Below are 20,820 nucleotides of genomic sequence, written 5' to 3'. Positions count from 1 at the left end.
TATTATTCTGTGCCTTCTAAAGTCACGGTTAATTTTTTCTCCGTAATTTCAGTTTCAGCAGCGATACTTTGTTTCGTCACATAGCCTTCACCTTTAAACTCGACAGTCAAACCTAATAGATCGCCAAACTTGGTAACATCGCTCTTCGACCAGCCGGTTAAATCAGGCATATAGTTCGTTCCATTTGTGATCAAAATCAATTTCTGATTAGGCATTAATGTTTGACCAGCCGGCGTTGATTGTTTCTTGATTTTTTCACCATCACCGATAATCACAGGATCCACCCCGTTCACTTTGGCATTGGCCAACGCTTCCGCTGGTGTCATGTTTTTATAATCAGCAACTGTGACTTTATCAGAAGCTACTTTCGTTGTTTCCGGATCTGTCTCTTTAATGTCTAACGCTAATTTCATTAATGGGTTTGCAATTGCCGCCATTGCTTCTGAAGGCGAACCTGATTTTGCTTGTCTAAGTGTAATATACAAAACATATTCAGGATTATCCGCTGGGACCATTTCCACTACAGAAGACAAGACTTGACTTGCTCCATCAACGTACCCTTTACCATCTGAAATCTGGGCAGTTCCTGTTTTGGCAGCAACATGATAGCCTGGTACTTTATAAATATCATACGCAATCCCATAAGTTGGGTCTTCAACGGTATCAATCATGTACGTACGAATCTGTTGAGCTGTTTGCGCTTTGATTGGGGTTCCTACGATTTGTGGTTCCGTAATCGTTTCTTTTCCTGTATTTTTGTCAACAATTTTGCTGATGTAATGAGGTTGCAACATTGAACCGTCATTTGCAATAGCTGAGAAACCTTTCATCATTTGGAAATTAGTAACCGTAATTGCTTGACCAAATGCCGACATTGCTCTATCTACAAAGTTTGTTCCTGGCAATTTACCAGCAGATTCACCACTTAAACCTGAATGCGTGCTCGTACCAAAACCAAATTTTTTCAAATATTCCATCCATTTTTCATCACCCATTTTTTGTTCTAGTTTTACCATACCAATATTACTAGACCAAGAAATGGCTTGACGATAATTCAAATATTCTTTGCCGTTCAACCGAGTGTAGTCATGGTCATTCACAGTTACATCCCCAACCTGAATTCCACCAACACGATTGAATAATTCATTAGGATTAAACTGTCCTTGTTCCATAGAAGCAGCTGTTGTAAATAATTTGATTGTTGAGCCTGGTTCATAAGGACTTTCAACTAATAGGTTCTGCCACGTGCCATTATCGTCTAACCCTTGTTTCGTTTCAGGATTAAATGTTGGCCGTTGAGACATGGCAACAATTTCGCCTGTTTTTGCTTCCATTAACATGGCAGTCATAGAAACTGGTTCATATTTTTCATTAACTTGCGTCATTAAATCTTCTAAGGTATTTTGCAAGCGACTATCTAGCGTCGTGTAAATATCTTGACCATCCACTGCTTTTTTCTCTTCCGCCACAGTTCCTGGTAAGGCATTGCCATAAATATCTTTTTCAAAATACACACGGCCATCGGTTCCACTTAAAATATCATTATAGGTCTGTTCTAGTCCCATTGCGCCTACTAAGCCTTCTTTATCATCATCTGGATTGGCTGCTTTTGTATAGCCAATAAAGTGAGAAGCAAACTGACCATTGGGATATAATCTGGCTGGATGTTCATTGAAATAAACACCTGAAATTTTTTTCTTTTTCAAATCTGCTTCAATTTTTTGGCGTGTTTCCAAGGTGATGTTTTGACCACCCGTACCAAATTCCACTTGATATTGTGTTGACCCATCTTCATGGATCCCATTATTCAAGTATTTCAATGCTGTTTTTTTGTCTAGTTTGGTATATTTCGCTAAAATTTCAGCAATATCATCGAAGTCTTTTTTCTCCGCATATAGCTTTTCATTATTTTGTCCCGTATATTTTTTTGATAATACGACATATAACGAATAGGAAGTAGCATCTTCTGCAATTGGATTACCATATCGATCTAAAATTGATCCTCGCTTAGCTTTTACCACTTGGCTTCCTTCATATAGAGAAGCTGTTTTTTCCTTTAGTGATACACCGGCTACTTTGCCTGTTGCCACAATGTATGTCGTTCTAAAGGCAAATAAAAAGAACAATCCAATACTCGTAGCGAATAAAATGATGCCTACTTTTTTACGATTGTTCATCGGATTTAAGTTTTTCTTTTTCATGAATTGTTTAAATTTATGTCTTTTACTCATTATTTAACAGTCCTAACATTGTCGCCGTTATTTTCTAGTCCTTGTTTTTTAGCGACATCTTTGATTCGATCTGATTTAGAAAGTTCGCTTCTTTCTTGTTCCAATTTCAAAGCGTTATCTTCCTTTTCTTTAATGACTGCTTGTGTTTCTGTAATATCGTTCATGGTTTGGACAATTGTCGTTCTTACTTGAATTGTCGCAATTGCAATACCAATCGTTGCACAAACTAATACAACACCGATTAATTTTTCTAGTAAAGAGACATTTTTTAGTTTCTTTTTGGGTAATATAGTGGGGACAGGTAGTGTTTCCTCTTGCATTTTTCTGTCTTGCTCTGTTGCCACAGTTGGCTGATCCATTTCTGGTGCTTCATAATGGAAATCATTTACTTTCTTCAATTCAGCCATTGTCTACCCCTCTCTCTATCTAGATTTTATTTTTTCGGCAATGCGTAACTTCGCACTTCGTGAACGATTATTCTCAGATAACTCACTGTCACTTGGTAAAATTGGTTTTCTGGTAATTACTTTTAATTCTGGTTGAAATTCTTCTGGTACCACTGGAATGCCTGGTGGCAAATCTTGTACCGTACTGTATTCTTTAAACATTGTTTTAACAATACGATCTTCTAACGAATGGAACGTAATCACACTGATTCTGCCATTTTTCGCTAGCAAATCAATTGCTTGTTCTAGCGACTCTTCAACTGCCCCTAATTCATCATTAACGGCAATGCGAATTGCTTGGAAAATTCGTTTTGCAGGATGTCCACCTTTGCGTCTTGCTGGAGCTGGAATCGCCGTCTTAATAATCTCAACGAGTTCACCTGTTGTTTCAATTGGTTGCTTTTCACGAACACGTTCAATTTCTCGAGCAATCTGTTTCGAAAATTTCTCTTCCCCATAACGAAAGAAAATTTTTACTAACTCACTATAGCTATACGTATTCACCACTTCGCGAGCCGTCAAGGGTGCGTCTTGATCCATGCGCATATCTAAGGGCGCGTCTTGATGATAGCTAAAACCACGTTCTGCTTCATCTAATTGTGGTGAAGAAACACCTAAATCGTATAGAATCCCATCAACATGGAACACCCCGTGTTCTGCCAATTCTTCTTTAATATTTCTAAAATTTGATTTGATGAAGGTCACTTGACCTTTGTCTACATATTTCTGCAAACGAGTCTTAGCATGTGCCAACGCTTTTTGGTCTTGATCAAAGGCATATAAATGACCGTGCTCATTCAATTGTGTCAGTAAGTATTCACTATGTCCGGCACCACCGAGTGTGCAATCTACGTATACGCCATCCGGCTTCACTTGTAATCCATCCACTGTTTCTTTTAAAAGAACGGTGTAATGGCGAAATTCTTCAGTCATCATTTGCCTCATTCCTAAAATCCAAAATCAATCATTGTTTCTGCTAATTCATCAAAGTTTTCTTCAGCTTCATCAGAGAATGCATGCCAACGTTCGTCACTCCAAATTTCAATTCGGTTAGAGACGCCGATAACAACACAGCCTTTTTCTAAACTGGCATGTGTTCGTAAATTCGCTGGAATATTGATACGACCTTGCTTATCAATCTCACATTCTGTTGCAGCGGAATAAAAGAATCGTACAAAGGTACGTGCATCTTTCTTAGCTAAGGGCATTTCTTGAAGTTTTGCTTCAAGTTGTGACCATTCATTTAAAGGATAACCAAATAAACAGCCATCCATCCCTCTCGTTACCACAAATTTTTCACCAAGTTCCTCACGAAACTTTGATGGAACGATTAGGCGGCCTTTGGCATCGATATTATGTTGGTATTCACCCATAAGCATAGCCAATACACCCGCTTTTCCACTTGATAGAACAAGTCTACCACATCCCACCACTTTCTACCACTATAAATCTAAAAACTTCTATTTTTTAACTGTTATTTAAAATTTCTGTAATATTTACAGGGTTTTATGTAACAAGCATCACCCAACAAATAATGTTATTATAACAAGGTTTTTACTATGTTTTTTATAAAATAACCCCACAAATAACAAAAAAACCCCACGGAGTGGGGAGTTGTGGGGGACATTTTCCCACAGCGTATTTCCCCTATTGTCTCCACGCTTTATTACAGTAGATAATGACTGATATTTAGCAAGATAAGCAACACATACAACACAAACGTTAGTAAAAACGTCAACCGCCAAAACATCTTGAAATATCGTCTATATAAAATCTCTCCATAATAATAAGCTTGAAACAGGGCAACAGCGACTCCTAATAACAAAATAGAAATCACAAAATACGGCATAATCGATTCATCATAACTATCTTTGGATAACTCATGGATCCCTATGAATAAAAACGGAATGGCCAAATCCGGTGCTTTTATTTTCCAACGTTCCGTTAGGGAAAAAGTGGACACGAGAAAATTGCACGCAAAGAGCACAATTACCGGAAAAATATACCAAAATAACATTATTGCCGAAAACGACACCATTCTCTCAACAAATCCTTTCATTCCACCTGCTATAACTATACTTCATCAACGTTACACAGATGTTTCATTTCGTTTAAATATATGTGCTAAAAGCCCTTTTTGCTTGCTTTTTCATATAAAAAACGGATTACTTATCAAACCATTTTCAAAACGAGGCCTCACCTATCGCGGCCACTTATTTTTGAATGTTTTTTATAAGCTTTTCTTCTCGTATTGTGTCATACTTCTATTATAATGGATTTAGAACAAAAAATGTTGATTCGGGGTGAATCTTTTGATTAATTATTTATTATTGAAAAATGACTATTTTGAACCTTGTTCACCAGACGATGAAGCCCTAAGTTGGATTTCGGTAGAATCTCCTACAGAAGAAGAAATCGAGCGTCTCGTCAATCAATACCACTTACCAACAGATTATCTTACCGGCGTTTTAGATGATGAAGAAAATGCTCGAGTGGAAGGTTTCCGCCACGAAAAATTACAAACGCCTACGTTACTTTTATTTCGTTATCCCAAAGCTAGTATCAGTCCTAGTGGCTATCTGCAAGTAGAAACGGTGCCAATTGCTTTAATCGCAACCGTCGATAACAAACTAATTACTGTTAGCAATGGGCCTAACGACATCGTTCATGGAATTCAAAAAGAGGCGTTCACCCATCAATATCTTTCTATTGAGAAGGCCTTAATTTTAGCCCTTTCATGGAAGATGGCCCTTTCCTTCAATAAAAACTTACAAGCACTTATCCAACAAACCAACAAACTTGAAGGAGAGCTCCAAGTAGCCACAGAAAATAGTCAATTGTATCAGATAATGGACATTCAAAAAAGTCTAGTTTATTTCGAAGCAGCTTTAACGGATAATTTAAAAGTATTAAAACGTTTATATAGCGCTGAAATTTTTAATCATCCAGAAAAACATTTGCCATTTTTAAGGGATATTCTGATTGAACTAGAACAAGGACTGAATACGACTAAAATACAACTAAAATTAGTTGATAACATTAGTAATACTTTTTCAGCAATCGTTTCAAATAACTTAAATAATGTCATGAAAATTTTAACATCCTTAACAATTGTCCTGACCATTCCAACCATCATCGGAGGAATTTACGGCATGAATGTGAAACTCCCTTTTGCAGAGCATGAATATTCCTTTTGGATTATTTTTGCCATCACTACCTTAATCTGCATAATTAGTATTCGAATTTTAAAGAAAAAGAATCTCTTATAACTTTAGGTTGCTGTTTTCAGGAAAAGGTTGTACACTATTAGCAGAAATTAAAAAGGACGTGTCATTTATGAACGACAAAGAACAAAGTCGCTTTTCAAAAATCACGAAAGTCGTGGTTTGGCTAATGCTGATCGCAATTGTAGGTTCAACTGTTTTAACAGCGATTCTTAGTCTTTAAACTGGAGAACTTTTTCACACATTAAAAGTAAAAAAACAGCCCCTTCAATTGATAGAAGGGGCTGTTTTTTTACTTGCTCAAATAGAGCGGCTATTTTTTCGCCATCGCCAACAGCTCTTGTGCATGTTCAATGGTTAATTTCGTAATTTCACTTCCTGCGAGCATACGCGCAATTTCGTTTACTCGCTCTTTTTCAGATAAAATTCGGACGCTTGTTTCTGTCCGACCCGCCACAATTTCTTTTTCAATAAAATAATGTTCATCGGCAACGGCCGCCACTTGTGGCAAGTGCGTGATACACAACACCTGCGAATTTTCTGAAATTTGATAAATTTTATCGGCAATCGCCTGTGCTACTCGGCCACTAACTCCTGTATCCACTTCATCAAAAACAATACTAGTGATCCCTTGCGTTTGAGAAAAGATTGTTTTCATAGCTAGCATCACTCGCGAAAGTTCTCCGCCAGAAGCCACCCGAACTAACGGTTTTAATGGTTCCCCTGGGTTAGTAGTAATATAAAATTCTACTCCGTCTAAGCCATTTTCTTGTAAATGCTCAAGTTCTGTAAAGCGGACTTCAAATTCAGTTCGCTCCAAATATAGTTCTTTTAATTCGGTTAAAATTTGTTGTTCAAGCTCTTTGGCTAGGCGCTTTCGTTCTTTTCGTAAAACTAACGCTTGTTGATGAGCGGCTTGTTGTTTCTCTGCAAGCAACGCTTCTAAGTCACCTGTACCACCTTCCAAAAAATCAGCCTCTGCTAACTCTTTGGTGATTTCTTCATAGTAAGATAAAATCGTTTCGATTGAATCGCCATATTTACGTTTCATTTGACGGATTAATTCCAAACGATTTTCTACTTCATTCAAGCGACCTTCGTCTAGTTCTAAGCCATCAATCAGCCTAGAAAGATCTCCACTAGCTTCTTGTAGTAAGTAGTAAGCATTTTGAACAGTATCTGACAATGATTTATATTCTGGATCAAGGGATTCAATCGAAGCGAGTTCATTCATACTTGTTCCGATTTTATCCAAACTACTATCGTCTTCACCATTTAGCGCGGCATAACTAATCGTCAGTGCATCAGCAATCTTTTGAAAATTGTTCAGTTTATTGCGTTCTTCTAGCAATTGTTCTTCTTCACCAGCCACTAACTGTGCACTAGCAATTTCATCACTTTGAAAATGAAGCATGTCCATTCTTTGGGCAAATTCTTTTTCATTTTTTTGTCGCTTTCTGACTTTGGCTTCGAGTGCGCGATACTCTTGATACGCCTGTGTATATTTTTCTTTGACTGCTAAAAGTTTTTTCCCACCAAATTCATCTAACATATCAATATGGCGTTCACTTTGCATCAATTCTTGATGTTCGTTTTGGCCATGAATATCTACTAAATATTCCCCAATTCTTTTTAAATTAGTAATGTTGACAATCCGTCCGTTGACACGGCAAACATTTTTACCAGAAGCGGAAATATCTCGTTGAATCACTAAAGAATCTTCTTCTGTTTCAATACCTAATTCTTCTAATAATTTCTTTAATTCTTGACTTTTCGGCATTGAAAAAAGTCCTTCTAAGGTGCATTTATTTGCTCCTTGACGAATATAGTCACTGGAGCCGCGTCCGCCTGTGAGTAATCCCATTGCATCAATAATGATGGATTTCCCCGCACCCGTTTCTCCCGTTAAAACGGTCATACCCATTTGAAACTCTAATTGTAACGAAGAGATAATCGCAAAATTTTTCACGGAAAGTTCTTGTAACATCTTGTTCACCTCATTCTTTATAGATAGCTTAACAGCTCTTTATGAAGTTTTTCTGCTGCTTCCTCAGTTCGTGCAATCATGAGAACACTATCATCATCGTTGATGACGGCAAAAAGTTTCTCTTGGTAATTCTTTTCGATTAAACTACCACACGCCGCCGCATTGCCAGGAATGGTTCGTAATACGACATATTTTTCCATTTGTTCTGCAGCTACAAAGGCATCTTTTAAAAGCTTTGCAAGTTTAGCACTCGTATTAGCTTGTGTTTCTAATGGAAGGCTATATCGATAACCCCCTTCTGCAGAAGGAACTTTGATCAGTTTCATATCTTTAATGTCGCGAGAAATTGTTGCTTGTGTTACAGCTACGCCCTTTTCTTGTAAGTAGTTGACAAAATCTTCTTGCTTTTGAATATTTTTTTCAGTCAATAAACGTGTAATTAAACGGTGTCTATCTTGCTTTCTCATGGCGCCGCTCTCCTTTTCAGTTTACTCTTGCCCTCATCATAGCTTATTTTTATGCATTTTAAAAGACTAAACAAAGAAAAGAATAACAAAAAGCAAGGGAAGCTCCGCTGACTTTTTGTTATTCTCTACTTCTATTCTGCTGGAAGTTCAATTCCTAATTCATCTTTTAAATAGGTAGTTAAATTAGTCGTTTCTTTGGTTGATTCATTGACAACATTCCACGTTTTGCCAATCGCTCGGCGATTCCTTTGGGTTAATTCTTCAGCAGGTTGCTGCTCGTCTTCTAAACGTAAAGAACCGTATTGATAGCCCATTATTAACCCCTTATTCCATTCCTTATCCCAATAAACATAAAACAAATAGGTCTCACCAGCTTCTAAATAAAAATCTCCTTCATACTGTAGTATTTCAACAAGCTGACGACTTTGCTGAATTGGCGCCATTCGTCTTGTTGCACGCCCACGATTCAATTTATCAACATTTTCTTTCGCATCATTTAAAAACATTCGCCCTTCTTCCATAATGCCACCTGGTCGCGCAAATTCAATCGTAGATGCTAATTCGCCTTGAATATTTTTTAGTACTTGGATTTTCCCAAATGTCCATGGATAGATTTCTCCATTATAGGGACTACTAGGATCATTAGCAGGCGCGTCTGCTTTATCTAAAGAAAGAACTTTGCCAATAACAATATTTGTTGACAAAGATTGGATATCTTTTGGGATTTCAGGATTATACATTAACAGTCGTTGCGATCCACCGGATTGATTAATAACTTTACTTTGGTCAATTTCATCAAGATATGAATAATATTTTCTTTCTGAAGAATCAATACTATTTTTCAAAGCTTTTTTCTTTAATGAAGTGGAAGTTGTTGTTATTTTTTCAGCAGCAACTTGTTTCTTCTCGTTCTCTTTAACGAAATTAATCATTAAGAAAGCGCACGCCAATAAAGAAAGCGTTAACAAAAATACTATGGGATTTTTTTCATTTTTTCACCACCCATATATTCTTGCTAAGATATCATTATTCGCTTTATCAACAGCAAGATTTGTATTAGTACTTACAGAACGTATCATAATGCCATTTGAATGTGCAATCCCGAGCGCATGCCCAATTTCATGTCTAGCAATAGTCCCATTCTTCATCGATGAAGCCCGTGAATACATAGTATTATAATTAATTTTAGCATAGTAGTAGTTTATTCGCGGAGCTTCTCGCATCCCAGTTGCAATCATCCTATCTCTGCCATCAAAAAAATCTGTAACCCCACCTATTCCCGGATTTAACTTTGTTGAATAAAAATCAATTGATGTCCCATAGTTATTTCCTTGTTTATAAATATACAAAGGATTCCCCCACGGAGTATACATCCAATTTCTAATCGCTGTATCGGTATTACCAAATGTTGCGGTTGGTCCTAGCCAATAACTAATTCCATTAATTCCTCTCGATAATACGCCAGGAAACCTAGAGGCTGCAAATGTATCAACACTAGTACCCAAAACGATTGCTACAAAAAAACCAGAAATTAATAACTTCATTTTTTTCATTTTTTTACCTCTCTATTCAATTACTTGGTCTTACTAAAATAGTTTGTCTGATCAGAACTATCCTTAGTTTAACATTAAAAAAACACATCATTAAATTAAAATTAAATTAAATAATATCGATAATGTTTTTTTAATTATTATTTAAAAATATTAGTTTTAAAAATGTTATTTTCTCACAATAAAACAAGAGCCAATAAGTCTATTTCAACGATTATTTTTATTTAAATTCCTTTTTATCATTATTAAATGTCTCACCAATTCATTTATAAAATAAAAAAAGGACCTGAGACAGCTATACTTCTAATGACTGTCTCAGATCCCTTTTTATTTAATTGCTTAGTCTACAAAATTTGCTGCCTTTCTCATCATTCCGCTAATTTTTGATGCGCATGCGCGACAACTTCTTCAATGGATTCTGGCGCTTGATAGGATCCTTCCCCTTCAACAGAAACTAAATGTGCCAAAAATTCAATGTTTCCTTCGCCACCAGTGATTGGTGAAAAATCTAAGTTTTTCACATCATAACCGTTATTCATGGCAAAGCGTGTAATTTCCTCCACAACCATTTGATGGGTTTCTGGATCACGCACGATTCCTTTTTTCCCAACAAACTCTTTGCCAGCTTCGAATTGTGGCTTAATTAACGCCACCACACTACCGCCTTTTTTCAAAATATCATGAAGAGGTGGCAAAATTAAGCGTAATGAAATAAAGGAAACATCAATCGTTGCAATATCCGGCACCCCTTCAGTGAAATCTTCAGGTTTACTATAGCGAAAATTGGTACGTTCCATTACCACCACGCGTTCATCTTGCCGAATTTTCCATGCTAGTTGGTTATAGCCAACATCTAAAGCGTAACTCAAACGAGCCCCATTTTGTAAAGCAACATCGGTAAAACCACCTGTGGAGGAACCAATATCTAACATTGTTTTGCCTTGAACGTTGATTGCAAAAACATTTAGTGCCTTCTCTAGTTTTAAGCCCCCACGAGAAACATAAGGCATTACTTGGCCCTTAGTATGTAAGGGTGTCTCCACAGAAATTTTTTCCCCTGGTTTATCTAAACGTTCATTTTTATCATTGTAAACCAAACCAGCCATCACGCTGCGTTTGGCTTTTTCTCGTGTTTCAAATAGTCCTTGATTAAACGCCAAGACATCGACGCGTTCTTTTTTCATAAGTGCCTTCTTTCTATCTCAATTGTAACTGAGTTAACAAGTTTGCTAAATGTTCTTCTGAAAAGTTGGGAACATTTGCTTTGATTTTTTCTAAAACAGCGCTGCCTTCTGCTAATTGATGTGTTAGCGCATCTTTCGCGCCAGCAATCCCTAGAAGAGCTGGATACGTACTTTTATTCAACGCTTCATCTCGGCCTACTTTTTTACCTAAATCTGCTTCTGTACTTGTGGCATCTAATAAGTCATCACGAATTTGAAAAGCCAAGCCATAGTGATGCGCAAACAGTGTCAGTAAACCAATGACTTCTTCTGTTTGATTGGCTAATACGCCCCCAGCAATTAAGGCGAATTCAATTAGCGCTCCGGTTTTCTTTTCATGAACAGCCGCTAACTCTTCTAAAGTCAAGCTGACCTTTTCTCCTTCAATATCACCCATTTGGCCGGCAACCATGCCTTGATTCCCCGCTGCCTTTGCCAGTTGTTGCATCAGTAAAACTTTTTCACTTAAGCCTAATTGGCTCAAAGAAAGTAACTGAAATGCGCCTGTTAATAAGCCGTCCCCTGCTAAAATGGCAGTCGCTTCACCAAACACTTTGTGATTGGTTGGTTTGCCACGACGTAAATCATCATCGTCCATTGCTGGTAAATCATCATGAATTAATGAATACGTATGAATCATCTCTAAAGAGGCAGCCACTTGATAGTCTTGTGTTTCCATCTCTTTTTGAAAAGCGGCCACTGTTGTTAACACTAATAGCGGGCGTAATCGTTTGCCACCTGCGTGTATTGAGTAGAGCATTGCTTCTTTCAAACGCTCATTTTCAGTATATTCTGCGATAAAATCGACCATGACTTTTTCAACCAACGGTAAATGCTGTTGACTAAAATTCGTCATTACGCTTCCTCGCTCTCTTCAAAAACAATTTCTTCATTGTTTTCTGTCATCATTTTCGTTAAAGTTTTTTCCGCTTTTTCCAATGTATCTTGACATTGTTTACTTAATGCCATGCCCTCTTGAAAGGCAGCTAAGGCTTCTTCCAAAGGAACATCTCCTCGTTCTAAGCGCTGAACGATTTCTTCTAAGGCATTTAATGATTCTTCAAACGTTTTTTCTTTTGCTGGCATGTTAAAACTCCTCTTTTTTCGCTGTTATTGTTTCGACGTTTGCTTGAACTGTACCGTCAGCATAATGAATCGTTAATTGATCTGCTGGCTGTAACTCGGTAACAGTTTTAACGACACGGTCCTCTTTTGTAGTATAACTATATCCTCGACCCATAATTTTGAGTGGGCTGAGTAAGTCTAATTGTTGAACAGCAGACGTGAATTGCTTTTGTTTGTTTAGGAACAATTGTGTCATTTGTGTTTGCAAGTTTCGTTGTAAAAATGCCAATTGTTGCTGACTTTCTCTTAATTGTCCCTTTGGTGTCTGTTGTTGCAATTGAGCGATAATTCCTTGGGCTTGACGTTGTTTTTGGTGATGAATCGTTGTCATTGCTTGGAAAAGACGTTGCGTCATTCGATCTAATTTAATCGTTTGACCTTCATAAAGCCGCTCAGGTTGCTTAAACACATAAGAATTTTGTAGTCGTTGGAAACGTTCTGTTCGTTGTTGTAAGAGATATAAAAAGCTTTGTTCTAAACGACTACGCCGTTCACTAATTCTTAATAGTTCTTCATTTAAAACTGGTACCGCTAGTTCCGCTGCTGCCGTTGGCGTTGCTGCACGAACATCTGCTACCATATCGGCAATTGTCACATCTGTTTCGTGACCAACCGATGAAATAATCGGTGTGGTGGCAGCATGAATGGCCCGAGCCACTTTTTCTTCATTAAATGGCCATAAATCCTCGATTGAACCACCGCCACGGCCGATGATCATCGTATCAAAATCGCCTTGCGCATCGGCTCGCTGAATGTTCCGCACAATGTCATCCGCCGCCTGCTCGCCTTGGACCAAGGTTGGAAAAAGGACCAGTTGTGCAATCGGATACCGTCTTTTGACTGTCGTAATGATATCCCGAATAACAGCACCACTAGGACTTGTAACCACAGCGATTCGTTTGGGATAACGAGGCAACTGTTGTTTAGGCCCTTCAAAAAGTCCTTCTTTTCCTAGTTTTTCTCTTAATTCTGCCAATGCTTGATAAAGTGCACCTACACCATCTGGTTCCATATGTTCAATATAAATTTGATAGGAGCCGCTGTTTTCATAAAGCGAAATCCGCCCCACCACCATGACTTTCATGCCTTCTTTTGGTTGAAACTTCAATTTTTGAAAGGCTGATTTAAACATAATTGCAGAAATCTTCGCATGATCATCTTTTAAACTGAAGTACTGATGCGCGTTCGCTCGGAAGCGAAAGTTCGAAATTTCACCTGTTAAATAGACACGTCCTAAGTAAGGGTCTGCATCAAATTTACGTTTTAAATACTTCGTTAAGGCTGTTACTGTTAAATACTGTTGCGTCATTTTTTCACCTTACTTTTGTTTTTTTGCTGCCTCGACTGTTTGATACATTAACATGGTAATCGTCATTGGGCCAACACCTTTGGGAACCGGCGTGATATAGCTTGCAATTTCAGAAACTTCATCGAATGCTACATCACCAATCAGTTTTCCTTCTTGATTGCGATTCATACCCACATCAATCACTACCGCACCTGGTTTCACGAACTCTTTGGTGACAAAATGCCCGCGTCCAATTGCTACAACTAAGATATCCGCTTCTTTTGCAACTTCTGCTAAATGTTCAGTTTTAGAATGGGCAATCGTCACGGTCGCATTTTTCATTAACAATAATTGTGCCATTGGCTTGCCAACAATATTACTTCGACCAATAACCACCGCACGTTTACCTGTTAAATCAATATCATAAGCTTCAAACATCTTCATAATTCCATACGGCGTGCAAGGAATCATTTCAGGTTTGCCTACAAACAAACGGCCTAAATTCATTGGATGGAACCCATCTACATCTTTTTTGGGATCAATCGCTAATAAAATCTTTTCTTCATCAATATGTTTTGGCAAAGGTAGTTGTACAAGAATGCCATGAAAGCGTGAATCTTGATTATATTTGTCAATCTCAGCCAATAATTCTTCTTCTGAAATAGTTTCTGGTAGTTTTTCGACCTTTGACAGAATGCCAATTTTGGCTGCTGCACGTTCTTTATTTCTCACATACGTTTGGCTGGCAGGATTTTCCCCAACTAATAAAACAACTAATCCTGGTTGGATGCCTTGTTGTGTCATCTTTTCTACATCTTTTTGAATCTCTGCTTGCATTTGATCTGCTAATTCACGACCGTTAATTACTGTACTCATTCCTTCGCTCCCTCTATTGTTTCTTTACTTCTTTAATAGTATTTATTTTAGCATATAACCCAGTATCTTAACACCAGTTAGATAGTAAAAAAAGATTCAGAGCTTACGCCTCTGAATCAATTTCTTTCATTACATTTGATAACACACCATTAACAAATTTACGTGAACGGTCGTCGCTGTATTTTTTACTTAACTCAACGGCTTCATTTAATGCCACAATGTTTGGCACATCTGAAACGTATAGCATTTCAAAAATAGCTAAACGTAAAATAACAATATCTATTTTTGCTAAGCGTTGCATAGACCAGTTATTACCTAAATGGTTCGTAATCACTTCGTCTAGTTCTGCTTTGCGGCTACACACACCGCCGACAAGTAAATCTAAATACGTAGGGACTAGGTCTTCGCCATCTTCACTGACGATTTCCCGATTATCATAAGCCAATGCATAATCAATGGCATCTTGTTTGGTTAAATCAGCATTAAAATCTAAAGGAAAAAGGGCTTGGAGCGCTTTTTCACGAATCTCGTGACGGGTTAATTCTGTTTTACTCATTCTCTTCTCCATCTTCATCTTCTGGGAATAATTCATTTAAGTCTGGTTGAGGGATTTTTTCAGGTACTACCGCTACAACATGAATATTCACTTCAACTAAATCAATATCTGTCATAAATAAGACTTGTTGTTTCACACGGTCTTGCATTTCTAATGCAACTTTTGGCACAGAAACACCGTAGTTCAAGTAACAATAGATATCGACTTTTAAGCCTTCTTCTTCTGTTCGTAAATATACACCTTTGCCGTGTGCTGCACGGCCTAATAATTCATTCACATTATTGGCGAACGTGCCACGCATCCCATAAACGCCCTCTACTTTTGAAGCAGCGATTCCGATAATTACTTCAATGACTTCAGGAGCGATCACGATTTCTCCTAAAGAATCGTTTGCATTGATTACAAGATTTTTTTCTTCTGACATTTGGTTGTCCTCCTTATCTATTACGCACAAAATCGTTAAATAAACGATTTATTTGATGAATCACTAAGTCTCTTAAGGATTCTCTTTTAAGCAACGGATGATTCTTAAAAATTAAAACAACACTGGTTTCTTCAGTTAGTTGTGAAAGAACGTCCAAATTTTGCTTATCAATACTCGTTCTTAGTTTATCATTAATTAGCCTATTTCGCTACCAGAAAAGCTAAGTTCTGACTAAAAGAACAGATAATTTCTTGTCATAAATTTCTAATTCAAGCCTTTAGACGTAAAAATAAGAAAGACCAAGTAATTTTGGCTTTCTTATTTTTACATCTTTATTCTTCAGGATAACGTTCCATTAGTTTCGTCCGATGCTTTTGCATAATCATTTCTAAAGAGATGTCATATTTATCGGCTAAAATAAATAAATTATCCAACACATCGCCTAACTCTTCCGTTAAATTTTCCAGATTCTCTTCATCCGCCAAAACTGTTTCATCCGGTCGATCACGGCCAATTTCAATTGTCCGAATGGCCCGACAAACTTCGCCGACTTCTTCTGTTAAAAAGTTGGAACGAATAAACGGATCATATTGATACCAGTTACGTTTTTTATAAAACGCGCTAATAAACCGCTGATACTCTTGGATATCCATGTTCTCCCAACCTTTATAAAATGATTAATTCTTTTGGCGCATGTGTTAATACACGATTACCTTCAGCAGTAATCAATAAATCGTCCTCAATACGCACACCACCAATTCCTGGCAAATAAATTCCAGGTTCGTCCGTAATCACATTCCCTGGTACAAACTGTTTATCTGCTCGGAATGAAACATTTGGTCCTTCATGAATTTCTAATCCAATGCCATGACCAGTACTGTGGCCAAACGCATCACCATAGCCATAGGAAGCAATATGATCCCGTGCAATCGCATCTAATTGAATGCCCGTCAACCCAGGTTTAGCTTCTGCTAACACTTTTAATTGTGCTTCTAAAACAATATCATAAATTTCTTTTAGTTTTGGCTGAATACTACCAATAGCGAATGTCCGTGTCATATCAGAAACATAGCCTTCATAATAACAACCGAAATCTAAAGTGATTAACTCACCTTTTTCGATGACTTTATGGCTAGCAACGCCATGTGGCATCGCTGAACGTAGACCGCTGGCCACAATTGTCTCAAAAGAAACACCACTGGCTCCTTTTGAACGCATGAAGAAATCTAATTGATTAGCCACTTCAATCTCTGTCATTCCAGGTTTAATCATCTCTAAGACAAAGGCAAATCCTTGATCCGCGATGGCACACGCTTTTTCAATAATCGCTACTTCTTCTTCATCTTTCACTTCTCTTAATTCTTCAATCAAACCCATTACAGGAACTAATTCACATGGTAAAATTTCTTCCAATAAGCTATAATCAGCGAAACTAACTTGCGTTTCTTCAAAAGCTAAATTATCTAATTGCAAACGTTCAGCTAAATCTGCTACTTCGTCAAAAATATGTCCTGTGTTTTTAACGATAGTAAAACCAGTTGCTTGTTCCGCAGCTTGTTCCGTATAACGAAAATCCGTTACAAAAAAAGCTTTATCTAATGTAATCATTGCCAAGCCTGTTGTCCCAGTAAAATTGGTTAAATAACGTAAATTATACGGACTTGTCACTAAAAATCCTTGTAAATTATTTTCTTTCATTAACTCCCGTAGCTTTTCGACTCTTGCCATCATTGGTTCGACCTTCTTTCTTTTTTCTCATTTTTCATTATAGCAAATTTACTTCAGAAAAGCATGAATCACCAAAAAACTTCATCGAGAAAGTTTACTGAAAATTTTACCTTTCCTTATTTTTTGCTTAACACTTTTGTAGTAAACTAATTTAGCGACTTCAAGGAGGAAATTATGACCGTTTATTTATTTCTGGCACTATTTTTCATTATTATCGGCATTTTAAGCTATAGTTTTTTTATTGAACCTAACTGCTTAGTCATACACAAAAATCAAATTAAAGTAACAGAATCAGGGAAAACCTTACGGATTGTTCAACTCTCTGATATTCATTTAAAAAAGAATTATTCTGTGAAAGCCTTAAAACAGATTGTTGAAAAAACAAATACATTACAACCAGACATAGTCGTTTTTACAGGAGACTTATTTGATGATTATGCCCGTTTCGGTATCGAAATTCAGGATGAAGTGAGTCAACTTTTCCGTAAAATTAACGCCCCTTATGGCAAATTCGCTATTTATGGCAACCACGAGTATAGCGGCTTAGATACCAATTTTTACGAAACAATCTTAGAAGCTGCCGACTTTACCGTACTAAAAAACACGGGCAAATTACTGCCTGTCTCACACCGTATCTCCTTGTACGTCGCTGGTTTAGAAGATTCGTTATATGGACAAACCGACTTAGCTGCAGCTTTAGTCAACCGCCCTACTGGAACGCCCACTCTGCTACTAACCCATGAGCCAGATGTCGCAGACTCAGCAGTCAACAAAAACATTGACCTCATTTTAGCAGGACATAGTCACGGCGGACAGATTCGCTTGCCTTTTTTCACTTACAAAAATCAGCTTGCTAAAAAATATACACATGGGCTTTATCATTTAGAAGATGAAACGCCGCTAATTGTTCACCCAGGAATCGGAACCACTAAAATCAGCGCACGCTTTGGTGTCTTACCAACAATTGAACTGATTGAGTTAACTATTTAACTATGCATTAAAAAGACCGCCCCACGTTAGAGAAAAATTCTCACGTTGGACGGTCTTTGATTATGTTCGATTAATGATGAAAATCTTGCTCGTGATCTTCTTCTACTTTCGCTTTTCCTAGCGTATAAAATTTGCTGCCATTTAACCCGAGAATAAATAGCACAACCACTAGTAAAAGAATTGATAAAGATAACAATAAGGTCTGCAAGCCATCGCCATGTGCAACCATTAATTGACGTAAAATTGCGGTTAAACAAATTAAAATCAAATAACGAATCGGAATATGGTGTCCTTCTTGAATATAGCGAAGAATCATCATAATAAACTCAAATAACATAAAGAATGAAATAATTTCTTGCATGATAACTGAAAAATTATCCGGCGTCATTGGCTTCATGAGATATGTAGCGAGGTCAACTAAATAACTAGCCATAAATACTAATAAGAAAACTCCTAAAATCCCTAATACAATATCCAAAATCAAATTCACGTACTTCTTTACTACACTAAAATTCTTCTGCATAATACCCTTCTTTCTTTTGACTCAATTATTTTATAACATGCTTGTTATTACATTAAATATATCATCAATTAACCTTGTCAGACAAGCAGTTAAACCCAATGTGAGATTTTTTTTATTTTGAGATGTTTCTTTATTTTCCGGCTAACCCTTTATGCAAGACAAAAAAAGCTGAATCCGGAGATTCAGCTTTTTAATCGTATTAGTTAGCTACTGGATAAACTGATACTTGTTTTTTGTCGCGGCCTTTACGTTCGAAACGTACCACACCGTCAACTTTTGCAAATAACGTGTCATCGCCACCGATTCCAACGTTCACACCTGGATAAATTTTAGTTCCGCGTTGACGGTATAAAATTGAACCACCTGTAACTGTTTGGCCATCAGCACTTTTAGCGCCTAATCGTTTAGATTCAGAGTCACGGCCGTTTGATGTAGAACCGCCACCTTTTTTATGGGCAAATAATTGTAAATTCATAGTCAATAACATAGTCTGCACCTCCTATTTCTCAGTGATTGTTTTTATTTGAATAAATTCAGTATTTTCGTTCTCTATTGATTGTAAACCTAATAAAAGATTTTCTAATAGAATTTGGGCAATATTTTTTTGTTCCTGATTGACAGTTGTTAACATCTCGACATAAAGGTAGCCACCTTCTACATCATCAACTTCCACAATCGGTTCAAAACCTGCTAAGGCATCAATCCCATTGACTGTGCTAATTGCTAAGGCAGAAACTGCCGCGCAAACCACATCGCTGCCATAAGGACCTGCTTCAGCATGCCCGGTTAATTCGAATGAAACGATTCGGCCGGAGCCTGTTCGTTTAAAAGAACCTTTAATCATTGATAGGCCTTCTTTCCTGTCAACAAGAGAGATTAAGCGTTGATTGCTTCGATCATAACTTTTGTATACGGTTGACGGTGACCTTGTTTACGGTGAGAGTGTTTTTTAGGTTTGTATTGGAAAGTCACGACTTTCTTTTGTTTGCCGTGTTTTTCAACAGTTCCTTCAACAGTTGCGCCTGCAACAGTTGGCGCACCAACTTTTGTAGATTCGCCACCTACTAAGATAACTTCGTCAAAAACAACTTTCTCGCCAGCCTCAACGTTTAATTTTTCAACGTAGATTGCTTGACCTACTTCAACTTTCACTTGTTTACCACCAGTTTTGATAATTGCGTACATGCTATACAGCACCTCCTTCTTCTAGACTTAGACTCGCCATCCCAAGTGATGATTACTCATGCTTAAAAACTTGTTCTGTGCGGTTGTAGCTGTGGAGACCACAATTACAACACTAACTATAATAACAGAACCAGAAAACCTCGTCAATATAAACTCTCTATTTTCTTCACTTTCTCTCTCCAAAAAAACTTCTTCTGTTATTTAAATTTCCGATTGACTTTCTAACACTACTTCCATTATAATTAGCTTTGTTGTGTTACAACTATTGTCATAGTAGCTCAGCAGGATAGAGCATCCGCCTTCTAAGCGGACGGTCGGGGGTTCGAATCCCTCCTGTGACGTAACAGACTGACAAAGACAGCGTTACCTTTAGGGGTGACGCTGTTTTTTTAGAGTTTATCCAGTTCTTTTCGATATGTCCTCGTCCATTCACGTTCTTTTTCCTCTAATTGTTGTCTATAACGATTTCCTTCTTGACGTATCAGATGATCACTTTGTTCCATTGCATGGTAAAATTGCTGTTTGTGCCATTGATCATTTTTCGTTAAATAATTGACTTTATCTACCAATTGTCCAGTTTCTCTTCTAAAGTTTACTAATTGATTACTCAGCACTTCTTGTTGGCGGTGAATTTTATTTTTTTCTTCATAATATTGTTCTTCTAAATATTGCCGTTTTCTTCGCTGTTCATCCATTTGTCGGTCACTCTCCCTTGACAGGTGTTTTTAAATTTGGTCTCTGGCTTCCTTTTAAAAATTTTTCTGCTGATTTTGCACTTTTCCCCTGCAAAGCTCCGTTCAAGGCATTAGGTAGGGCACTATTTGTTTGTTGAAACATGGCTTCTGAAAGTTCTTTCAAACTTGCGGTTGTGTTTTGTTTGGTTGTAGTAATTCGTGTTTTTTTAGCAGTAATTACTGTCTGGATTGCTACTCGTTCACGAGCTTTTTGTTCTACTTCTAATTTTTCTTGAAATTCTCTTTCATCCATAAGAAAACCC

General features: G+C 37.4%; 27 protein-coding genes, 1 tRNA gene and 1 other annotated feature. Of the genes, 4 read left to right on the top strand and 24 right to left on the bottom strand.

Features of this window, described 5'->3' with window-relative positions; translation table 11 throughout:
• Positions 1-2 precede the first annotated feature (2 nt).
• The 5 genes from PYW42_RS04110 to PYW42_RS04090 all read right to left on the bottom strand — a co-directional run bounded on the left by PYW42_RS04110 (position 3) and on the right by PYW42_RS04090 (position 4,736).
• Positions 3-2,231, bottom strand: coding sequence for a penicillin-binding protein (locus PYW42_RS04110; protein WP_002388856.1), 2,229 nt, complete (start codon positions 2,229-2,231; stop codon positions 3-5).
• Positions 2,231-2,638: a cell division protein FtsL gene (gene ftsL / locus PYW42_RS04105; RefSeq protein WP_002388968.1), complete on the bottom strand. Its 408-nt coding sequence runs from the start codon at positions 2,636-2,638 to the stop codon at positions 2,231-2,233. Before ftsL ends, PYW42_RS04110 begins: the two co-directional genes overlap by 1 nt.
• A gap of 15 nt (positions 2,639-2,653) precedes the next feature.
• Positions 2,654-3,610, bottom strand: coding sequence for a 16S rRNA (cytosine(1402)-N(4))-methyltransferase RsmH (gene rsmH / locus PYW42_RS04100; protein ID WP_002355891.1), 957 nt, complete (start codon positions 3,608-3,610; stop codon positions 2,654-2,656).
• Between the two features lie 14 nt (positions 3,611-3,624).
• Positions 3,625-4,110, bottom strand: coding sequence for a division/cell wall cluster transcriptional repressor MraZ (gene mraZ / locus PYW42_RS04095; protein WP_002383402.1), 486 nt, complete (start codon positions 4,108-4,110; stop codon positions 3,625-3,627).
• Between the two features lie 233 nt (positions 4,111-4,343).
• On the bottom strand, positions 4,344-4,736 hold the full coding sequence (locus tag PYW42_RS04090) for a DUF3397 domain-containing protein (protein ID WP_002383401.1): 393 nt from the start codon (positions 4,734-4,736) through the stop codon (positions 4,344-4,346).
• Positions 4,737-4,980: 244 nt separating this feature from the next.
• Here PYW42_RS04090 and PYW42_RS04085 point away from each other — a divergent pair, with 244 nt between their 5' ends.
• Together PYW42_RS04085 and PYW42_RS04080 are read left to right on the top strand one after the other, a co-directional pair.
• On the top strand, positions 4,981-5,946 hold the full coding sequence (locus tag PYW42_RS04085; protein WP_002411191.1) for a magnesium transporter CorA family protein: 966 nt from the start codon (positions 4,981-4,983) through the stop codon (positions 5,944-5,946).
• 67 nt (positions 5,947-6,013) lie between these two features.
• Positions 6,014-6,124, top strand: coding sequence for a DUF4044 domain-containing protein (locus PYW42_RS04080; RefSeq protein WP_002383399.1), 111 nt, complete (start codon positions 6,014-6,016; stop codon positions 6,122-6,124).
• A 90-nt stretch (positions 6,125-6,214) separates the two neighbouring features.
• Here PYW42_RS04080 and recN read toward each other — a convergent pair whose 3' ends face one another.
• The 13 genes from recN to PYW42_RS04015 form a co-directional block, all read right to left on the bottom strand.
• Positions 6,215-7,888: a DNA repair protein RecN gene (gene recN, locus PYW42_RS04075; RefSeq protein WP_002388906.1), complete on the bottom strand. Its 1,674-nt coding sequence runs from the start codon at positions 7,886-7,888 to the stop codon at positions 6,215-6,217.
• Between the two features lie 17 nt (positions 7,889-7,905).
• Entirely contained in the window at positions 7,906-8,355 is a 450-nt protein-coding gene (locus tag PYW42_RS04070; RefSeq protein WP_002358881.1) for an arginine repressor, read from the bottom strand.
• A gap of 131 nt (positions 8,356-8,486) precedes the next feature.
• Entirely contained in the window at positions 8,487-9,287 is an 801-nt protein-coding gene (locus tag PYW42_RS04065; RefSeq protein WP_002388835.1) for a hypothetical protein, read from the bottom strand.
• A 63-nt stretch (positions 9,288-9,350) separates the two neighbouring features.
• Positions 9,351-9,908, bottom strand: coding sequence for a matrixin family metalloprotease (locus tag PYW42_RS04060; RefSeq protein ID WP_002361405.1), 558 nt, complete (start codon positions 9,906-9,908; stop codon positions 9,351-9,353).
• A 365-nt stretch (positions 9,909-10,273) separates the two neighbouring features.
• Positions 10,274-11,089, bottom strand: a complete 816-nt coding sequence (locus PYW42_RS04055) for a TlyA family rRNA (cytidine-2'-O)-methyltransferase (protein WP_002364633.1) — start codon at positions 11,087-11,089, stop codon at positions 10,274-10,276.
• 13 nt (positions 11,090-11,102) lie between these two features.
• The gene (locus PYW42_RS04050) at positions 11,103-11,984 is read right to left on the bottom strand and encodes a polyprenyl synthetase family protein (protein WP_002388850.1); all 882 of its coding nucleotides are present in this window, start codon (positions 11,982-11,984) and stop codon (positions 11,103-11,105) included.
• The gene (locus tag PYW42_RS04045; protein WP_002355878.1) at positions 11,984-12,214 is read right to left on the bottom strand and encodes an exodeoxyribonuclease VII small subunit; all 231 of its coding nucleotides are present in this window, start codon (positions 12,212-12,214) and stop codon (positions 11,984-11,986) included. The genes PYW42_RS04050 and PYW42_RS04045 overlap by 1 nt, the downstream gene beginning before the upstream one ends.
• 1 nt (position 12,215) lies before the next feature.
• Positions 12,216-13,562 (bottom strand): exodeoxyribonuclease VII large subunit, encoded by a 1,347-nt coding sequence (xseA, locus tag PYW42_RS04040; RefSeq protein WP_002355877.1) that lies wholly within the window; start codon positions 13,560-13,562, stop codon positions 12,216-12,218.
• Positions 13,563-13,571: 9 nt separating this feature from the next.
• The gene (locus PYW42_RS04035; RefSeq protein WP_002355876.1) at positions 13,572-14,417 is read right to left on the bottom strand and encodes a bifunctional methylenetetrahydrofolate dehydrogenase/methenyltetrahydrofolate cyclohydrolase; all 846 of its coding nucleotides are present in this window, start codon (positions 14,415-14,417) and stop codon (positions 13,572-13,574) included.
• A 103-nt stretch (positions 14,418-14,520) separates the two neighbouring features.
• Positions 14,521-14,973: a transcription antitermination factor NusB gene (nusB, locus tag PYW42_RS04030; protein ID WP_002355875.1), complete on the bottom strand. Its 453-nt coding sequence runs from the start codon at positions 14,971-14,973 to the stop codon at positions 14,521-14,523.
• Positions 14,966-15,397 (bottom strand): Asp23/Gls24 family envelope stress response protein, encoded by a 432-nt coding sequence (locus tag PYW42_RS04025; protein ID WP_002355874.1) that lies wholly within the window; start codon positions 15,395-15,397, stop codon positions 14,966-14,968. The genes nusB and PYW42_RS04025 overlap by 8 nt, the downstream gene beginning before the upstream one ends.
• A 332-nt stretch (positions 15,398-15,729) precedes the next feature.
• Positions 15,730-16,050, bottom strand: coding sequence for a MazG nucleotide pyrophosphohydrolase domain-containing protein (locus PYW42_RS04020; RefSeq protein WP_002355872.1), 321 nt, complete (start codon positions 16,048-16,050; stop codon positions 15,730-15,732).
• Between the two features lie 13 nt (positions 16,051-16,063).
• Positions 16,064-17,128 (bottom strand): M24 family metallopeptidase, encoded by a 1,065-nt coding sequence (locus PYW42_RS04015; RefSeq protein ID WP_002391500.1) that lies wholly within the window; start codon positions 17,126-17,128, stop codon positions 16,064-16,066.
• A 171-nt stretch (positions 17,129-17,299) separates the two neighbouring features.
• Between PYW42_RS04015 and PYW42_RS04010 the strand changes: the two genes are divergently transcribed.
• On the top strand, positions 17,300-18,115 hold the full coding sequence (locus PYW42_RS04010) for a metallophosphoesterase (protein WP_002388900.1): 816 nt from the start codon (positions 17,300-17,302) through the stop codon (positions 18,113-18,115).
• Positions 18,116-18,185: 70 nt separating this feature from the next.
• On the opposite strand, the gene psiE is transcribed toward PYW42_RS04010, so the two are convergent.
• The 4 genes from psiE to rplU form a co-directional block, all read right to left on the bottom strand.
• Complete coding sequence (psiE, locus tag PYW42_RS04005; protein ID WP_002355869.1) at positions 18,186-18,638, bottom strand: phosphate-starvation-inducible protein PsiE; 453 nt, start codon at positions 18,636-18,638, stop codon at positions 18,186-18,188.
• Positions 18,639-18,837: 199 nt separating this feature from the next.
• Positions 18,838-19,125 (bottom strand): 50S ribosomal protein L27, encoded by a 288-nt coding sequence (rpmA, locus tag PYW42_RS04000; protein WP_002355868.1) that lies wholly within the window; start codon positions 19,123-19,125, stop codon positions 18,838-18,840.
• Between the two features lie 12 nt (positions 19,126-19,137).
• Entirely contained in the window at positions 19,138-19,482 is a 345-nt protein-coding gene (locus tag PYW42_RS03995; RefSeq protein WP_002355867.1) for a ribosomal-processing cysteine protease Prp, read from the bottom strand.
• Between the two features lie 32 nt (positions 19,483-19,514).
• On the bottom strand, positions 19,515-19,823 hold the full coding sequence (gene rplU / locus PYW42_RS03990) for a 50S ribosomal protein L21 (protein ID WP_002355866.1): 309 nt from the start codon (positions 19,821-19,823) through the stop codon (positions 19,515-19,517).
• Between the two features lie 19 nt (positions 19,824-19,842).
• Positions 19,843-19,918: a sequence feature (ribosomal protein L21 leader region), on the bottom strand.
• A gap of 172 nt (positions 19,919-20,090) precedes the next feature.
• Between rplU and PYW42_RS03985 the strand changes: the two genes are divergently transcribed.
• Positions 20,091-20,164: transfer RNA gene (locus PYW42_RS03985), tRNA-Arg, on the top strand.
• Between the two features lie 48 nt (positions 20,165-20,212).
• Here PYW42_RS03985 and PYW42_RS03980 read toward each other — a convergent pair.
• Positions 20,213-20,518 (bottom strand): hypothetical protein, encoded by a 306-nt coding sequence (locus PYW42_RS03980; RefSeq protein WP_002388873.1) that lies wholly within the window; start codon positions 20,516-20,518, stop codon positions 20,213-20,215.
• A gap of 7 nt (positions 20,519-20,525) precedes the next feature.
• Positions 20,526-20,810 (bottom strand): hypothetical protein, encoded by a 285-nt coding sequence (locus tag PYW42_RS03975; protein WP_002388899.1) that lies wholly within the window; start codon positions 20,808-20,810, stop codon positions 20,526-20,528.
• Positions 20,811-20,820 lie beyond the last annotated feature (10 nt).

The sequence above is a fragment of the Enterococcus faecalis genome (assembly GCF_029024925.1).
Classification (GTDB): domain Bacteria; phylum Bacillota; class Bacilli; order Lactobacillales; family Enterococcaceae; genus Enterococcus; species Enterococcus faecalis.
The sequence above is the reverse complement of the archived record's forward strand: the minus strand, read 5'-3'. Positions and strand labels throughout refer to the sequence as shown.

Bases quoted from the DNA above. Each gene is read 5' to 3' on its own strand.
- PYW42_RS04110 (WP_002388856.1), bottom strand. From the start codon at position 2,231: ATGAGTAAAAGACATAAATTTAAACAATTCATGAAAAAGAAAAACTTA.
- ftsL (WP_002388968.1), bottom strand. From the start codon at position 2,638: ATGGCTGAATTGAAGAAAGTAAATGATTTCCATTATGAAGCACCAGAA.
- rsmH (WP_002355891.1), bottom strand. From the start codon at position 3,610: ATGACTGAAGAATTTCGCCATTACACCGTTCTTTTAAAAGAAACAGTG.
- PYW42_RS04090 (WP_002383401.1), bottom strand. From the start codon at position 4,736: ATGAAAGGATTTGTTGAGAGAATGGTGTCGTTTTCGGCAATAATGTTA.
- PYW42_RS04080 (WP_002383399.1), top strand. From the start codon at position 6,014: ATGAACGACAAAGAACAAAGTCGCTTTTCAAAAATCACGAAAGTCGTG.
- recN (WP_002388906.1), bottom strand. From the start codon at position 7,888: ATGTTACAAGAACTTTCCGTGAAAAATTTTGCGATTATCTCTTCGTTA.
- PYW42_RS04070 (WP_002358881.1), bottom strand. From the start codon at position 8,355: ATGAGAAAGCAAGATAGACACCGTTTAATTACACGTTTATTGACTGAA.
- PYW42_RS04065 (WP_002388835.1), bottom strand. From the start codon at position 9,287: ATGATTAATTTCGTTAAAGAGAACGAGAAGAAACAAGTTGCTGCTGAA.
- PYW42_RS04060 (WP_002361405.1), bottom strand. From the start codon at position 9,908: ATGAAAAAAATGAAGTTATTAATTTCTGGTTTTTTTGTAGCAATCGTT.
- PYW42_RS04055 (WP_002364633.1), bottom strand. From the start codon at position 11,089: ATGAAAAAAGAACGCGTCGATGTCTTGGCGTTTAATCAAGGACTATTT.
- PYW42_RS04050 (WP_002388850.1), bottom strand. From the start codon at position 11,984: ATGACGAATTTTAGTCAACAGCATTTACCGTTGGTTGAAAAAGTCATG.
- PYW42_RS04045 (WP_002355878.1), bottom strand. From the start codon at position 12,214: ATGCCAGCAAAAGAAAAAACGTTTGAAGAATCATTAAATGCCTTAGAA.
- xseA (WP_002355877.1), bottom strand. From the start codon at position 13,562: ATGACGCAACAGTATTTAACAGTAACAGCCTTAACGAAGTATTTAAAA.
- PYW42_RS04035 (WP_002355876.1), bottom strand. From the start codon at position 14,417: ATGAGTACAGTAATTAACGGTCGTGAATTAGCAGATCAAATGCAAGCA.
- nusB (WP_002355875.1), bottom strand. From the start codon at position 14,973: ATGAGTAAAACAGAATTAACCCGTCACGAGATTCGTGAAAAAGCGCTC.
- PYW42_RS04025 (WP_002355874.1), bottom strand. From the start codon at position 15,397: ATGTCAGAAGAAAAAAATCTTGTAATCAATGCAAACGATTCTTTAGGA.
- PYW42_RS04020 (WP_002355872.1), bottom strand. From the start codon at position 16,050: ATGGATATCCAAGAGTATCAGCGGTTTATTAGCGCGTTTTATAAAAAA.
- PYW42_RS04015 (WP_002391500.1), bottom strand. From the start codon at position 17,128: ATGATGGCAAGAGTCGAAAAGCTACGGGAGTTAATGAAAGAAAATAAT.
- PYW42_RS04010 (WP_002388900.1), top strand. From the start codon at position 17,300: ATGACCGTTTATTTATTTCTGGCACTATTTTTCATTATTATCGGCATT.
- psiE (WP_002355869.1), bottom strand. From the start codon at position 18,638: ATGCAGAAGAATTTTAGTGTAGTAAAGAAGTACGTGAATTTGATTTTG.
- rpmA (WP_002355868.1), bottom strand. From the start codon at position 19,125: ATGTTATTGACTATGAATTTACAATTATTTGCCCATAAAAAAGGTGGC.
- PYW42_RS03995 (WP_002355867.1), bottom strand. From the start codon at position 19,482: ATGATTAAAGGTTCTTTTAAACGAACAGGCTCCGGCCGAATCGTTTCA.
- rplU (WP_002355866.1), bottom strand. From the start codon at position 19,823: ATGTACGCAATTATCAAAACTGGTGGTAAACAAGTGAAAGTTGAAGTA.
- PYW42_RS03980 (WP_002388873.1), bottom strand. From the start codon at position 20,518: ATGGATGAACAGCGAAGAAAACGGCAATATTTAGAAGAACAATATTAT.
- PYW42_RS03975 (WP_002388899.1), bottom strand. From the start codon at position 20,810: ATGGATGAAAGAGAATTTCAAGAAAAATTAGAAGTAGAACAAAAAGCT.